The organism is Aeromonas sp. sif0611 (genome assembly GCF_019218845.1).
Taxonomy (GTDB): Bacteria; Pseudomonadota; Gammaproteobacteria; order Enterobacterales; family Aeromonadaceae; genus Aeromonas; species Aeromonas media.
In genome coordinates, this window is the sequence record NZ_JAHUWU010000010.1 from 86,140 (window position 1) to 99,947 (window position 13,808).

The 13,808-nt window shown below is 60.7% G+C and carries 11 protein-coding genes and 4 tRNA genes; 5 read left to right on the top strand and 10 right to left on the bottom strand.

Translation table 11 applies throughout. The features are described 5' to 3' along the window. Window positions 1–9 precede the first annotated feature (9 nt). The 3 genes from KW824_RS18560 to KW824_RS18570 are packed head-to-tail and all read right to left on the bottom strand — an operon-like array spanning window position 10 to window position 4,799. The gene (locus tag KW824_RS18560; protein WP_005326341.1) at window positions 10–3,090 is read right to left on the bottom strand and encodes a multidrug efflux RND transporter permease subunit; all 3,081 of its coding nucleotides are present in this window, start codon (window positions 3,088–3,090) and stop codon (window positions 10–12) included. Between the two features lie 15 nt (window positions 3,091–3,105). Further along, entirely contained in the window at window positions 3,106–4,212 is a 1,107-nt protein-coding gene (locus tag KW824_RS18565) for an efflux RND transporter periplasmic adaptor subunit (RefSeq protein WP_005326342.1), read from the bottom strand. Then, window positions 4,209–4,799 (bottom strand): TetR/AcrR family transcriptional regulator, encoded by a 591-nt coding sequence (locus KW824_RS18570; RefSeq protein WP_043132702.1) that lies wholly within the window; start codon window positions 4,797–4,799, stop codon window positions 4,209–4,211. The genes KW824_RS18565 and KW824_RS18570 overlap by 4 nt, the downstream gene beginning before the upstream one ends. Window positions 4,800–5,057: 258 nt before the next feature. Here KW824_RS18570 and KW824_RS18575 point away from each other — a divergent pair. From KW824_RS18575 to KW824_RS18595, 5 genes are all read left to right on the top strand, one after another. Then, a tRNA-Arg gene (locus KW824_RS18575) sits at window positions 5,058–5,134 on the top strand. A 49-nt stretch (window positions 5,135–5,183) separates the two neighbouring features. Continuing rightward, window positions 5,184–5,259 (top strand) — tRNA-His (locus tag KW824_RS18580). 20 nt (window positions 5,260–5,279) lie between these two features. Further along, window positions 5,280–5,365 (top strand) — tRNA-Leu (locus KW824_RS18585). A gap of 58 nt (window positions 5,366–5,423) precedes the next feature. Further along, window positions 5,424–5,500: transfer RNA gene (locus KW824_RS18590), tRNA-Pro, on the top strand. Between the two features lie 174 nt (window positions 5,501–5,674). Continuing rightward, window positions 5,675–6,178, top strand: a complete 504-nt coding sequence (locus tag KW824_RS18595; protein ID WP_256351419.1) for an RICIN domain-containing protein — start codon at window positions 5,675–5,677, stop codon at window positions 6,176–6,178. Window positions 6,179–6,240: 62 nt separating this feature from the next. Here KW824_RS18595 and KW824_RS18600 read toward each other — a convergent pair whose 3' ends face one another. The 7 genes from KW824_RS18600 to KW824_RS18630 all read right to left on the bottom strand — a co-directional run bounded on the left by KW824_RS18600 (window position 6,241) and on the right by KW824_RS18630 (window position 13,714). Next, entirely contained in the window at window positions 6,241–7,044 is an 804-nt protein-coding gene (locus tag KW824_RS18600) for a Cof-type HAD-IIB family hydrolase (RefSeq protein ID WP_041207118.1), read from the bottom strand. 195 nt (window positions 7,045–7,239) lie between these two features. Then, a complete protein-coding gene (locus tag KW824_RS18605; protein ID WP_218410678.1) occupies window positions 7,240–8,280 on the bottom strand; it encodes an alpha/beta fold hydrolase in 1,041 nt (346 codons plus the stop codon). Continuing rightward, on the bottom strand, window positions 8,270–9,016 hold the full coding sequence (gene trmH / locus KW824_RS18610) for a tRNA (guanosine(18)-2'-O)-methyltransferase TrmH (protein ID WP_218410680.1): 747 nt from the start codon (window positions 9,014–9,016) through the stop codon (window positions 8,270–8,272). The genes KW824_RS18605 and trmH overlap by 11 nt, the downstream gene beginning before the upstream one ends. Window positions 9,017–9,123: 107 nt before the next feature. Next, window positions 9,124–11,241, bottom strand: coding sequence for a bifunctional GTP diphosphokinase/guanosine-3',5'-bis pyrophosphate 3'-pyrophosphohydrolase (spoT, locus tag KW824_RS18615; protein WP_005326354.1), 2,118 nt, complete (start codon window positions 11,239–11,241; stop codon window positions 9,124–9,126). Between the two features lie 135 nt (window positions 11,242–11,376). Next, on the bottom strand, window positions 11,377–11,652 hold the full coding sequence (rpoZ, locus tag KW824_RS18620; protein WP_005307060.1) for a DNA-directed RNA polymerase subunit omega: 276 nt from the start codon (window positions 11,650–11,652) through the stop codon (window positions 11,377–11,379). A gap of 79 nt (window positions 11,653–11,731) precedes the next feature. Further along, window positions 11,732–12,358 (bottom strand): guanylate kinase, encoded by a 627-nt coding sequence (gmk, locus tag KW824_RS18625; RefSeq protein ID WP_005326356.1) that lies wholly within the window; start codon window positions 12,356–12,358, stop codon window positions 11,732–11,734. A 300-nt stretch (window positions 12,359–12,658) separates the two neighbouring features. Further along, window positions 12,659–13,714, bottom strand: a complete 1,056-nt coding sequence (locus tag KW824_RS18630; protein ID WP_218410682.1) for a glycosyltransferase family 9 protein — start codon at window positions 13,712–13,714, stop codon at window positions 12,659–12,661. Between the last annotated feature and the right edge of the window lie 94 nt (window positions 13,715–13,808).

Consider the following 13,808-nt stretch of genomic DNA (forward strand, 5'->3'; position numbering starts at 1 on the left):
GGCTGAGGATCAATGACTTCCCTTTGCCTTGGCCGGAATGGACTCGTCGAATTCCGGCAGCGGTTTGTGTTCGGAGGCCAGGAAGGTGTAGATCACCGGCAGCACGAACAGGGTGAACAGGGTGCCGATGGCCAGACCCGCCACGATCACGATGCCGATGCTGAAGCGCTGGGCCGCGCCCGCACCTGCCGCATAGAGCAGCGGGATCAGACCGGCGATCATGGCCGCCGTGGTCATCAGGATGGGACGCAGACGCACCTTGGCGGCCTGCATCACGGCCTGCATCCGGTTCATGCCGTGCAGCAACTGCTCCTCCTTCGCCACCTCGCAGATCAGAATACCGTGCTTGGTGATCAGACCAACGAGCGTGATGAGACCCACCTGGGAGTAAATGTTCATGGTGGCCATGCCCCATGCCAGGGCAATCAGGGCCCCGCTGATGGCCAGCGGCACCGACACCATGATCACCAGAGGATCACGTACCGACTCGAACTGGATGGCCAGCACCAGGAAGATGATGGCCAGCGCCAGTGCGAAGGTGGCGTACAGGGCGTTGCCTTCGGTCACGAACTGGCGGGCTTCCCCCATGAAGTCGTAGCGATAGCCTTGCGGCAGCTTCTCTTCGGCGGTGGCCTTGAACCAGTTGATCGCATCTCCCATGGCCACACCCGGTGCCGGTACGGCGCCTATGGTGGCGGAGTTCAGCTGGTTGAAGTGGGGCAGGGCGCGGGGCTCGCCAACCACTTCAATCTTGATCAGACTGCCCAGCGGGATCGACTTGCCGTCGGCGGCGCGCACGTAATAACCCTTGATGGACTCGGGGTTGAGGCGGTACTTGCGTTCCACCTGCGGGATCACCTCGTAGGAGCGGCCATCCAGATCGATCCGGTTGACGTAGCCGTCTGCCATCATGGTGCCCATGGTGGTCCCGATGTCCTGCATGGTGATGCCGTAGGCACCCGCCTTGTCCTTGTCGATGCTGATCTTCATGGTGGCCGAATCGTAGTTCAGATCGAGATCCGAATAGACGAACTGGCCGTTGGCCTGGGTGGCCGCCAGCATCTCACCCGCGATCAGGAACAGGCTTTCGAAGCTGTTCGGGGTGGTGATGACGAACTGGATGGGCAGGCCGCTGGAGGCCCCCGGCAGTTCGGGGAACTGGAAGGTGGTGATGGCCATCCCGGGGATGTCCTTCACCAGGCCGGCCACTCGATCCAGCACCTCTTTCTGGCTCGCCTCACGCTGGCTCCAGGGCACCATGGAGGCGATGCCGAAGGCCTGGTTGGCGTTGAACACCCCGGAGAAGACCTGGGAGTAGGCGATTTCCGGCTGGTCATCCAGGACCTTGTTCACGTCCGCCATGGTGTTTTCGATGTAGTCCAGGTTGGCATTGGACGGTGCCGTCCCCAGCACGGCCATGACCCCCTTGTCCTCGGACGGGGCCAGTTCGCTCGGGATGAACTTGAACAGCAGCGGCAGGCTGCCGAACACGATGACGGCGAACAGGATGACCACGATGCGCTTTTGCATCACGGCATGCAGCATGCTGTCGTAGCGGGCCGTCATCCGATCCAGCAGGTGATGTACCGTGCTCTCGAACTTGCTCGGGGTCTCGTTGGCCCTGAGCATCTTGGCGCACATCATGGGTGACAGGGTCAGGGCGATGATGCCGGAGACGAACACCGCCCCCGCCAGGGTCAGCGCGAACTCCTTGAACAGGGAGCCGGTGATGCCCCCCATCAGGGCGATGGGCGCGTACACCGCAGCCAGGGTCACCGTCATGGCGATGACCGGCACGGCGATTTCACGAGTACCTATGATGGCGGCCCGGAACGGCTCTTCCCCCTCCTTGATGTGGCGGTCGACGTTCTCCAGCACCACGATGGCGTCATCCACCACCAGGCCGATGGCGAGCACCATGGCCAGCAGGGTCATCAGGTTGATGGAGAAACCGAACATGTCCATCATCATCACCACGCCGATGAGACTCAGTGGTATGGTGATGATGGGGATGATGACGGCCCGGAAGGAGCCGAGGAACAGGGTGATCACCACCAGTACGATGGCGGCCGCCTCCAGTATGGTCTTGATGACCTCGTGGATGGACTCGTTGATGGCGATGGTGGAGTCATACAGGATGTTGACCTGCATGGTGCTCGGCATGTTGCTCTTGAGGCTAGGCAGCAGCTCCAGCACATCGTGGGCGATGTTGATGGGGTTGGCGGTCGGCGCGGCATTGATGGCAAGCACCACGGCCTCACGGCCGTTGGCGCTGGCGCGATAGATGTCGTGGCTCTTCTCCAGCGACACTTTGGCGATGTCGGAGAGGCGGATCACCTTGCCATCCCGGGTCGCTACGACCAGGCGCTTGAGTTCATCGGTATTGCTGACCTGGGTCTCGGCATTGCCGTTGAACAGGGTGAAATAGCCGGTGGCCTGACCGGTGGCGGACTGATAGTTGTTGCTGTTGAGCACCGTCATCACGTCGCTGGCGGTCAGATCGAAGGCAGCCATCTTGGCCGGATCCAGCCACACCCGCAGGGCAAATTCGACCCCGCCGTAGAGGTCCACCTTGGACACCCCGCCTACGGTAAACAGCTGGGGCTTGATGACCCGCTCCAGATAGTCGGTGATCTGGCTGGAGTTCAGCTCAGGGCTGGTGAAGCCCATGTAGAGCACCGCCGTGGTGGAACCCGTGGAGGAGGTGACCGAAGGGTCTTCCGCCTCTTTGGGCAACTGGGATCGCACCGAGTTGACCTTGGCCAGGATGTCGGACAGCGCGGCGTTGGGGTCGGTGTTCAGCTTCATGTAGGCCGTCACCGTGGAGCTGCCCAGCTGGCTGGAGGAGGTCATGAAGTCGATGTTGTCGGCTTGCGCGACCGCCTGCTCCAGCGGCTGGGTGATGAAGCCCTGGATCAGATCCGAGCTGGCGCCATAGTAGCTGGTGTTGACCGTGATGACGGTGTTGATCACCTCGGGGTATTCCCGCACCTGCATCTTGAAGATGGCCTGGAAGCCCAGCAGGGCTATCAGGAAGCTGAGCGAGATCGCCAGCACCGGCCGTTTTATGAATATGTCAGTAAATCGCATCGCAGATCTCCGCGCTTACAGCATCGGGGTTTGTGCCGGAACGGCAAGGGCATCGTTGTCGACCACGTGCACCTTGGTATCGTTGCTCAGGCGAACCTGGCCCGACAGCACGATTTGATCGCCAGCCTTGATGCCGGACAACACATGGACATCATTGCCGCGACGCTCGCCCGCCTTGACAACCACCTGCTTGGCGCGTTTCACGCCGTCTGCCTCATGGATGACATAGACGTTCTCGCCATACAGGGTGAAGGAGATGGCAGACTGCGGGATCACTATCTGGTCTTTCACCGTGGGCAGAATGATGCTGGCACGGGCGAACATGCCGGAGCGCAGTTGGCCGCCGTTGTTCGGGATGTTGGCCTGTACCTGGATCAGGCCGCTCTGGTAGTTGACCGCTGGCTCGATGGCGGTGATCTGACCGTCAAACTGGGTCTGGGGATAGGCATCCACGTTGATCTTGATGGTCTGGCCGAGGGAAATCTTGGAGATGTCGGTCTGAGGCACGGTGAAGCGCAGGCGCATCACGCTGGTGTCTTCCAACCGCACGATCTCGGTACCGGGTTCCAGATACTGGCCGAGGAAGACGTTGCGCAGACCCACGACGCCACCGAAGGGGGCGCGGACTTCGCGGCGGTTAATGGTGCCCTTCAGGCTCTCGATGTCCGCTTCCAGAGAGCGGTAGCTCGCTTCGGCATCATCCAGTTGATCGCGGGAGATGGAGTTTTTCTGGTACAGGTTCTGATAGCGTTGGAACTTGGCTCGAGCCGCAGGCAGTCTGGCCTGGGATGAGTTCAGGTTGGCTTTTTCCACGCTGGAATCCAGGCTTAGCAGCAGTTGATCCGCCTTGACCTGTGCCCCGGATTCGAAGCTGATCTTGTCGATGGTGCCTGCCAGCTCACTGGAGAGGGTGACCCCCTGGTTCGGCTCGATGAAGCCGATCGCCTCTATGGTGGGGACCCAGTCTTGCGCCTTGGTCACCATGGCGGTCACCGGGAACTCTGGCTCGGGTCGATTGGCCATGAACTCTGCAATTTTCTTCTGTTTGAACATATTGAAGCCGATGACACTGCCGAACAGGGCGAGTGCTATCAGCAACATGATGGCCATCCACTTTTTCATGAACAGGCTCCTGTGATGGAATGATTAGGGTTTAAAATGGCATTCCAGCTGGCTCGGATGACCGTCTCCAGCTGTTCTTGCGTCAATACAAAATCGTGAACCCGGCGTTGCTGTGCCAGGTTGGCCACGCAATCCAGACTCAATGCCTGTAGCACCAGGACGGGGAGATCAATGAACAATCCCTGCTGGCGTCCCTGCTCGAAGAAGCGCTCAAGTGGCGCCCACGTCGCCATTATGACCGGATCCCGCTCCAATTCAGCCCCCAATGGAGAACTTTCGTACTGCAATTTGCACTTGAGTGCGTTGGGATAGTTGGTGAAGATGGCGTCGATATTGAGCCAGAGGCGTCGATACTGACGATATGACACCTCCTCTATTTGCACCCCCTCCATGATCTGGGGATGACACTTGAGAATGGTGTGCAGGTAGAGTTGGCGGACAAGATCATCCTTGTCGCTGAAGTAGCGATAGATGGTCCCGGCCGCGACCCTGGCTTTCTTGGCAACCATGGCGATGGAGAGGCCGTAGAAGCCCTGCTCGCCGAGGATCTCGTGAGCCGCCTCGAAGATGCGTTCTTTCTTATCCATGGTGATCAGATTTCGGTGACTGAATGAACGTTCATTCATTCTAGGTGGAGGAGAGGACAAGTCAAGGGATGCCAGTCAGTTTACTGCAAGATGAGTATGCACAAGCGGGTCACGTGAAGATGATTTGGCTCGAAAGCGTGAAGAATAGGTATAAAACTGCACAAAAAGATTGAAAAACAATCGCTTGATTCCTTGTGACAAAAAAAGAGTAGACAAGGTGGGCGCCATCATCAATAATGCGCCCCGTTCGACAGCGTAGCGCCCGTAGCTCAGCTGGATAGAGCGCTGCCCTCCGGAGGCAGAGGTCACAGGTTCGAATCCTGTCGGGCGCACCATCAACGTGCGCCGGTTAAGCGGGCGTTGTTGTGGAACAAAACAGCTGTGGTGGCTGTAGCTCAGTTGGTAGAGTCCCGGATTGTGATTCCGGTTGTCGTGGGTTCGAGCCCCATCAGCCACCCCATTTTACAGCTTGTCAGGTATGCGAAGGTGGCGGAATTGGTAGACGCGCTAGCTTCAGGTGTTAGTGCCCCCCGGGTGTGAGGGTTCGAGTCCCTCTCTTCGCACCATACTTGCTGTATGACGAGGATGACCAGATGGTCATCTTTGTATTTTGGAAATACCCATCGGTGATTAGCGCAGCCCGGTAGCGCATCTGGTTTGGGACCAGAGGGTCAAAGGTTCGAATCCTTTATCACCGACCACATTATGAAGACCCCGCTTCGGCGGGGTTTTTGCTTTTCTGCGTATCTATGTCTTTGTCACCTCTGCTTACATTTCTGCAGGCGCCTGTTCGCCATGGGTTCGTTATGCTTGGCCGGGAGCCACGAGAACAGTGGACACTCAACGACCCACTCAGACACAGGCCTACGCACCTCATGCCCTTTCATATCCGACTGCTTGCCCTGATGGCACTGCTGCTCGGCGGTTGTGTCTTGCCGCCGAGACCAGAGAACCTGCTGCTGGAGGCCGCCTCCAGCTCAACACCGATTCCCCCGGCCACCCTGGTGACCGACGGTGGCTTCTGCGTGGCCCTGAACGAGCAGGGCCGCCTGCTCACCCAGCCTTGCGATCAGGGGCCCAACCAGCTGTTTATCTGGGATGCGGGAGCCTTGCTGCTGGCGCAGGGCTGCCTGATCGCCACGGGCACAGACGGCCTCGTCGTGGGAGGGTGCGAGAATGACAGCCACCAATGGCAGTGGCAGGGGGATCGTCTGTTCAACCGACAGGTGTCACTGTGCCTGGATGTGGCCGGTCGTCGCCACAGATCCGCCGTGCCGTTGCGGTTGGCCGAGTGCTACGGTGGCGCCAATCAGAGCTTCACCTGGACGCCGACCGGCAGCCTGCTGGAGCGTCTGATGCCCCCCAGCTCGATATGGTGAGGATACCAAGAATGTAAAAAGGGTGGTCTATAGACCACCCTTTTGCACTCATGGCGAGGAGATCAGGCGACAACGGGGGCGAATAGTCGCTCCAGATAAACGGCGACGCCATCCTCGTCCGAGCTCAGGGTTTGATCATGGTTCGGCAGGGCAAGCTTGAGGCGATCATGGGCGTTGCCCATCACCACACCGCGGCCCACCATGCTCAGCATCTCGAAGTCATTCATGCCATCCCCGAAGGCGACCGCCTGGGACATCTCAAGCCCATGCTGTTCCAGCACGGCGCGCACGGCATTGCCCTTGTGTACCCCGGCGTGCATCACTTCGAGGCAATCCGGCAGGGAGAAGGTGACGTTGATCCGATCACCATAACGCTGGTTGAGCTCTGCCTCTATCTGCAGCAATTTCTCGTGTTCGCCGATGTAGAAGACCTTGTTGATCTTGTCCAGCGGGTGGCTGGCGAGATCGGTCAGGCGATAGCTGAAGCCGGAGTCGTGATGGAACTGCAGCAGCCAGGGCATCTCCTCTTCCACCAGCCACTCGTCGCCGTAGTAGACGTTGATGTGGATGGAGGGGTCACGCTCCAGCGCGATCAGCTCGGCCGCCACCGTGCTCGGCAGTGCCTGGTTGAAGACGAGAGAGTCCTGCTTGTCGTGCACCACGGCGCCGTTGGAGGTGATGAGGTAGATATCCAGCCCCAGCGCATCGCGGATGCTGCGCACATCCACATGGTGACGGCCGGTGGCCACCACGAACTTGATCCCCTGATCCACCAGACGGTGCAGGGTATCCCGGGTGCGGGGGGAGATCTGGTGCTGCCCGTTGAGCAGGGTACCATCGAGATCGGACACAACTACCTTGAACATCATTACCTCGGCATCAGTGGAACGCCGGGGCAGTGTACCCCAGCGTCCGGTGTGGCCCCATTTATTTAGGGATCCAAAAAATAACCAGTCCTGGGGTCTGATGCCGTGCCGGTGCAGACTGCGCCTGGGTGGCAAGTGACGCCATGCTGGACGCAGGACGCTGGCCAAGCCCCTGGCAAGTCAAGCAACCGGCCACTAGAAGCGGGCGAAGAAGTCCAGGGTCGCGGTCAGGGCAGGCAGGCGCTGGGCATCGGCCTCGATGAACAGCTCGTGCCAGGCCCCCTCGATCCGCAGCGGCTTGCCCCCTTCACACTGGAGCCGGGCGCAGAAGCTGTCCTGGGCCTGGTTATCGACAATGCCGTCTTCCCCGGCCTGGATCAGCAGCAGTGGCGTCTTGATCCTGCCTGCCTCCGCGATGGCGGCATCCCCGGCCTTGATGCCCTCGCGGATCCAGTGGGCCGTCACCCCACCCAGCTTGATCTGCGGATGCTGCTCATAGAGCTGGCGGAATGCCTGGTAGCGGGACTCGCTGTGGCTCAGGCCGTTGTCGGCAAATTCATGGGAGACATAGCCGGTCTGGCCCGGGCCATAGGGGGGCTCGCCCCACCAGCTGCCGACCGTATCCATGGTGGCTGCCAGCCCCTGGGCCAGCCACTTGGGCAGGCCGCCGAGGTTGATGCCCATCATGGGGGAGGAGAGCACGGCCGCCTCGACATCATCTGGCCAGCGCTCCAGATAGCGGGCCGAGATGGCGCCGCCCATGGAGTGGGCCAGCAGGAACAGCTTGGCGGGTTTGTCCGCCAGTATGACCTGGTCATGGAACTGCTTCAGATCCAGCACATAGTCGTCGAAGTCGGCGACATAGCCCTTCTCCTTGTCGGCCAGCAGGCGATCCGACAACCCCTGGCCGCGGTGGTCGATCAGATAGAGGCTGTAGCCCTGACGCCACAGATCCCAGGCCAGCTCCTGATACTTGAGGTAGCTCTCGACCCGGCCGTTGACGAGGAGGATGGCCCTGTCCACCTTGGTCTGGCGCAGGGCGGCATAGCGGATGGTCACCCCGTCCTTGCCCTTGAACTCCCCCGGGGCGGCATGGTCGCGCCAGAAATCCGGCAGGGTCTGTTGATGGAGGGCGGGGACGTCGGCTTCCGTGGTCAGCTGATAGGGATTGGTCACGGCAAGGGCTCCGGCAGAAAACAGGGTCAGGGCCAGCAGGGGCAGAGCGTTAAACTTCATCGGTTGGATACTCCATATCCAGGGGATCGTCCTGTTGTGCGGCCCAGCCCTTGCGGGTCAGCTGCATCCGTTGCCACCAGGCCTCGTCCGCCAGGATCTCGCCGGCCGGGCCGAGCTGGGGATAGGGCATCTCTTTCTCTTTGCAGAGCTGGGCATAGATGGGATAACCCCCCTCGAACAGTATGCTGTTCTGCTCCTCCAGGTCGAGCGGGCAGCCGCGCTGATAGCAGCCGGCCAGCTCGCGCTGGCGCTGGGCTTCGTACAGTATGGCGGCGGCGGCCACCGAGACGTTGAGGGACTGCACCATGCCCACCATGGGAATGACGATATGGTGATCGGCCAGGGCTAGCGCCTCTTCCCCTATGCCGTGCTTCTCCTGGCCCACCAGGATGGCGGTCGGCTTGGTGTAGTCGATGGCGCGAAAGTCCACCGAGCTCTCCGAGAGGTGAGTCGCCAGGATCTGCATGCCGGAGGCTTTCAGTTCGGCCACGGCGCTGCCGATGTCCGGGTGCAGCTTGACGTCGACCCAGTTCTGGCTGCCGCGGGCGGTGCCCTTGCGCTTGTGGATCCAGGTCTTGGGCCAGACGGCGTGAACCCGATGGATGCCGATGGCATCGGCGGTGCGCACGATGGCGGCCAGATTGTGAGGCTTGTGGACCTCTTCCATGCAGACAGTGAGATCGAGCTGGCGTTGGGCCAGCATGTCGGAGATCCGTTTAAAGCGTTCAGGAGTCATATCGGTTTCTATGTCGTGAGGCTGGTGCACGCAACAAGGCCGGTGGCCTGCTGCATGGGGCCATGAGTGTCTCTTGAAAAGCAGCAGGCGGCTTGCGCCGCCTGTGTTCAGTTTTTCTGTCGGCTCACCCTGAGCACATTGGGCATCACCCGGATCTTGCGCATGATGTTGGCAAGGTGGATGCGGCTCTTGGTGGTGATGAGCAGGGTGACCAGATAGACCCGGCCATCCTTCTCTTCTGTGCTGATGGCGTGGATGTTGGCTCCGGTGGCAGCAATCACGTTGGCCAGTTCCGCCAGGGCACCCTGGTGGTTGACGATCTCGATGCTGATGCCGGTACGGAATTCCTGTTCCTGCTCCTTGTCCACTTCCCACTGCACCGGCAGGTACTTGTCCGGTTCGCGGCTGTAACCCTTGATGTTGCGGCAGGACTCCTGGTGAATGACCAGTCCCTTGCCCGGGCTGATGTGGGCGATGATGGCATCCCCGGGGATCGGACGACAGCAGTTCGCGAAGGTGACCAGCATGCCGTCGGCCCCCTTGATGGGCATCTTCTTGCTGCTGGATTTCGGCTGTTCTTCCGGGGGCAGCTCGTCACCCAGCATGCGGCGCGCCACCATGACGCTCATGGCATTGCCCAGTCCCACGTCGGCCAGCAGGCCCTGCAGGTTCTCGTGCTTGGTGTCGGCCAGCACCTGCTTGATGCGCGGCTCGGGAATGTCTTCGATGTTCTTGGCGCCCAGTGCATGGTTGAGCAGACGACGACCCAGCACCACCGACTCTTCGGTGCGCAGGTTCTTGAGGAACTGGCGGATCTTGGAGCGTGCCTTGGTGGTCACCACGAAGTTGAGCCAGGCTGCGTTGGGGCGGGCGCCTGGCGCCGTGATGATCTCCACCGTCTGACCCGAATGCAGCGGGCTACTGAGCGGATAGGGGTGGCGGTCGACCCGGGAGCCGACGCAGGCGTGACCGATGTCGGTGTGCACCGTGTAGGCGAAGTCCACCGGGGTGGCGCCGGCGGGCAGCTCCATGATGCGGCCCTCCGGGGTGAACACGTAGATCTCGTCGGGGAAGAGGTCGGTCTTGACCCCCTCGATGAATTCAAACGAGCTGCCGGCGCTCTGTTGCAACTCCAGCAGGCTCTGCATCCAGCGCTGGGCGCGGATCTGGGCCGTGGTGCCCGAGCTGTCACCATCCTGCTTGTAGGCCCAGTGGGCGGCGACACCCTTGTCGGCCATCTGATCCATGAACTCGGTACGGATCTGCACCTCCACCGGCACCCCGTGCGGCCCCACCAATGAGGTGTGCAAAGACTGGTAGCCGTTGCTCTTGGGGATGGCGATGTAGTCCTTGAAGCGACCGGGACGCGGTTTGTAGAGGCTGTGCATCTGCCCCAACACCCGGTAACAGGTATCTATGTCCTTCACCCTGACGCGGAAGGCGTAGATATCCATCACCTCATGGAACTGCAGCTCTTTCTTCTCCATCTTGTTGTAGATGGAGAACAGGTTCTTCTCGCGGCCGCTGACCTGGGCATCTATACCGGCCTCCCGCAGGCGACCCTCAATCTCGCTCTGGATGGAGTCGATGATCTCGCGGCGGTTGCCGCGGGCGCGGCGCACCGATTCGCGCAGCACGCGGGATCGCATCGGATAGAGCGCCTCGAAGCCCAGCTCTTCCAGCTCGTTCTTCATGGTATGAATACCGAGGCGGTTGGCGATGGGGGCGAAGATCTCGAGGGTTTCCCGGGCGATGCGGCGACGCTTGTCCGGCCGCAATGAGCCGAGCGTGCGCATGTTGTGGGTGCGGTCGGCGAGCTTGATCAGGATGACCCGGATGTCCTGGGTCATGGCCATCACCATCTTGCGGAAGTTTTCGGCCTGGGCTTCCTTGCGATCGCGGAACTTCAGCTTGTCGAGCTTGGATACGCCGGAGACCAGCTCTGCAACGGCGTTGCCGAACAGCTCGGCGAGATCGTCTTTGGTGACAGGGGTATCTTCGATGACATCGTGCAGCACGGCGGCCATCAGGGTTTCGTGATCGAGTCGCATGTCGCCAAGAATGCGAGCAACGGCAACCGGGTGGGTGATATAAGGCTCGCCGCTGGAACGCATCTGTCCCTGGTGAGCGTCACGGGCCACCACATAGGCTTGCCTGAGCTTCTCAACCTGCTCGGAAGGCAGGTAGGAACTGGCTATTTCTTTAAGGTTTTCAAATAAATACAAGACAGTCCCCGCAGCGGTGAAACGACAATCCGTAGAATTGAGGGTATGCCCTCGAGTTTGCGAGGTTTTCGAGCGGTTGTAAATGGGAAGAACAGTCGGCACCCGGGCGGGCGCCGACCATGAGAAATGACTGACTTAACCGCGGCCTTCGGCGATGGCAGCAACGGCAGCCAGCTCGGCGGCTTCCTGCTCTTGCTGCTCGTAGCGGTCCTGGGTATCCATTACCTGGTTGTTGACCAGACCCAGTTCGATCTCGCGCAGGGCGATCACGGTCGGCTTGTCGTTCTCTTCGTCGACCAGGGGATCTTTGCCTTGTACCGCGATTTGACGGGCGCGGCGTGCGGCGACCAGCACCAGGTCAAAACGGTTACCTACCTGTTTTACAGCATCTTCTACAGTAACGCGTGCCATGCAGGACTCCAGTGTTTGGGCTTTCTGTGTTTGAAAAAGCAGTGTTTAAAAATGACGCAAAAGTTTACTTGTTTTTGGCCTATTCTGCCAGTAGCTGTTGCAGCAAGTTTTGTTGGGCCTGCTGCTGCTGGCGCAATTCCAGCCGCTGGCACTCTATGATGGCCCTGAGCTGGAACAGTGCCTGCTCAAAGTCTTCATTGATAATGACATAGTCATACTCGTCGTAGTGCACCATTTCGGCAATGGCTTTCGCCATCCGGCCGGCGATCACGTCACTGCTGTCCTGGCCGCGGCCGATCAGGCGGCGCTCCAGCTCTTCCCGGCTCGGGGGCAGGATGAAGATGGACTTGGTTGGCATCTGCTCGCGGATCTGGCGGGCGCCCTGCCAGTCGATGTCGAGGAAGACGTCGATGCCTTGGGCCAGACAGGCCTCGATGGCGGCGCGGGAGGTGCCGTAGTAGTTGCCGAACACCTCTGCCCACTCCAGAAAATCACCGCGCTCGATCAGCGCCTTGAACTCTTCCACCTGCACGAAGTGGTAGTGCACCCCGTGCTCTTCGCCGGGGCGGGTGGCGCGGGTGGTGTGGGAGACGGAGAGCTGCATCTTGCCGGCGTCGTTGTGCTGGGTCAGCAAGGCATTGAGCAGGCTGGACTTACCGGCCCCGCTCGGGGAGGAGATGATATAGAGAGTGCCTTGTTGCGCCATGTCTGTACCTTTAAGCGATGACCCGTGTTTTGGTTGTAGCAGAGGCTGCCGTCATGTGCCCGAAAGGGAGACAGTCGCTCGCAAAACGCGGGAAATTCTTGAGTCAGGGGGTTGTAAAGGCGGCGAATGTTAGCAGAAGGGGGCGGATAAAAAAACGGCCGGAATCATATTCCAGCCGATCAAAGTATTCGTTGCTTGCTGCGGGAGCGTTACCCACATCGGCCGCTATTCTGCCCCCGGCACCCGGCTCGGGCCATCAGATTATCCCTGCCTCAGGGCTCGGAATTTCCGAGTTGCCCCTCAGCCCGGCAGCTGGCGCTCGGCACAGAGCCTATCGAAGGCGGCGATGACACGTTCGCTGGTTATCTTGCGCATGGCGTCCGGATCCTTGAGACGGGTACGCCAGTCGAGTGCCGCCAGCGGCTTGCCGGTCTCCTGCTCGATCAGCTCCTGGTAGACGCTGACCGCGTGTTCGCGACACAGATAGGGGCCGGTGCGCTCCGGGTTGTGATGGGCGTAGAGGCCGATCACCGGCGTGCCCGTCAGGGTCGCCATGTGGGTGGGGCCGGTATCGGGGGCCAGCACCAGGCTGGCTTCCTTGATGAGTGCCAGCAGTTGCTTGAGGTTTGTCTGCCCCACCAGATCCACTGGCTTGCTCTGGCTCAGGCGCTGGATGTCGGCAGCCAGATCCCGCTCCAGCCTGGCCGGCCCGCCGCAGAGATAGACCTGAAACCCCTTGCTGGCGGCGTGATCCGTCAGAGCGGCATAGCCTTCGGCGGTCCAGTTCTTGAACGCCTTGCTGGCGGCGGCGCAGATGAGCAGGGTCGGTTTGCCGCCAATCTTCTCCTTTGCCCACGCCTGATGCTCGGCGCTGATGGGCAGTTGCCAGTCCGGGGTCAGATCCTGGATGCCGAGCTCTTTGGCGAAGGCGAGGAAACCATCCAGCACATGGGGGGAGGCGGGGGAAGGCACTTGATGGTTGGTAAACAGCCACTGGCCGTCGTTGGCCCGCGCCTTGTCGAACCCGAGTTTGATCTTTGCTCTGATGCCGAGGGTGGCGATGCTGGCACGCAGAGCCGCCTGCAGGTGGAGCAGGGCATCGAATTTTCGGCCCTTGAGGGTGCGCCAGAGATCACGGTAGCCACGCCAGCCCTTGCTCTTGTCGAAGGGGATCACCTCGACCCCGGGCAGATCGGCAAACAGGGTGGCCTCTATCTTGCCGGTTACCCAGGTGATGCGAGTCTCTGGCCAGGCTCGCTGGATGACGCGCACCAGCGCCAGCGCATGGCAGCAATCCCCGATGGCGGAGAGCCGCAGGATGCAGATGGAGGAGGGCGGCGTTTGGAACAGCGGCATGATGTGGCGCAACGGTGGCAAAATGGATGGATGGCATTATGCAAACTCCCTTGTGGATTGTAAAATTGCGCCAGCTGCCCGACCGGCACAGTCC

What these genes read in the sequence shown, in the direction of transcription:
- KW824_RS18630 (WP_218410682.1), bottom strand. Translation starts at nt 13,714, where the DNA reads ATGCCGCTGTTCCAAACGCCGCCCTCCTCCATCTGCATCCTGCGGCTC.
- KW824_RS18605 (WP_218410678.1), bottom strand. Translation starts at nt 8,280, where the DNA reads ATGAAGTTTAACGCTCTGCCCCTGCTGGCCCTGACCCTGTTTTCTGCC.
- KW824_RS18560 (WP_005326341.1), bottom strand. Translation starts at nt 3,090, where the DNA reads ATGCGATTTACTGACATATTCATAAAACGGCCGGTGCTGGCGATCTCG.
- gmk (WP_005326356.1), bottom strand. Translation starts at nt 12,358, where the DNA reads ATGGCGCAACAAGGCACTCTCTATATCATCTCCTCCCCGAGCGGGGCC.
- KW824_RS18595 (WP_256351419.1), top strand. Translation starts at nt 5,675, where the DNA reads ATGCCCTTTCATATCCGACTGCTTGCCCTGATGGCACTGCTGCTCGGC.
- rpoZ (WP_005307060.1), bottom strand. Translation starts at nt 11,652, where the DNA reads ATGGCACGCGTTACTGTAGAAGATGCTGTAAAACAGGTAGGTAACCGT.
- KW824_RS18565 (WP_005326342.1), bottom strand. Translation starts at nt 4,212, where the DNA reads ATGAAAAAGTGGATGGCCATCATGTTGCTGATAGCACTCGCCCTGTTC.
- KW824_RS18570 (WP_043132702.1), bottom strand. Translation starts at nt 4,799, where the DNA reads ATGGATAAGAAAGAACGCATCTTCGAGGCGGCTCACGAGATCCTCGGC.
- trmH (WP_218410680.1), bottom strand. Translation starts at nt 9,016, where the DNA reads ATGACTCCTGAACGCTTTAAACGGATCTCCGACATGCTGGCCCAACGC.
- KW824_RS18600 (WP_041207118.1), bottom strand. Translation starts at nt 7,044, where the DNA reads ATGTTCAAGGTAGTTGTGTCCGATCTCGATGGTACCCTGCTCAACGGG.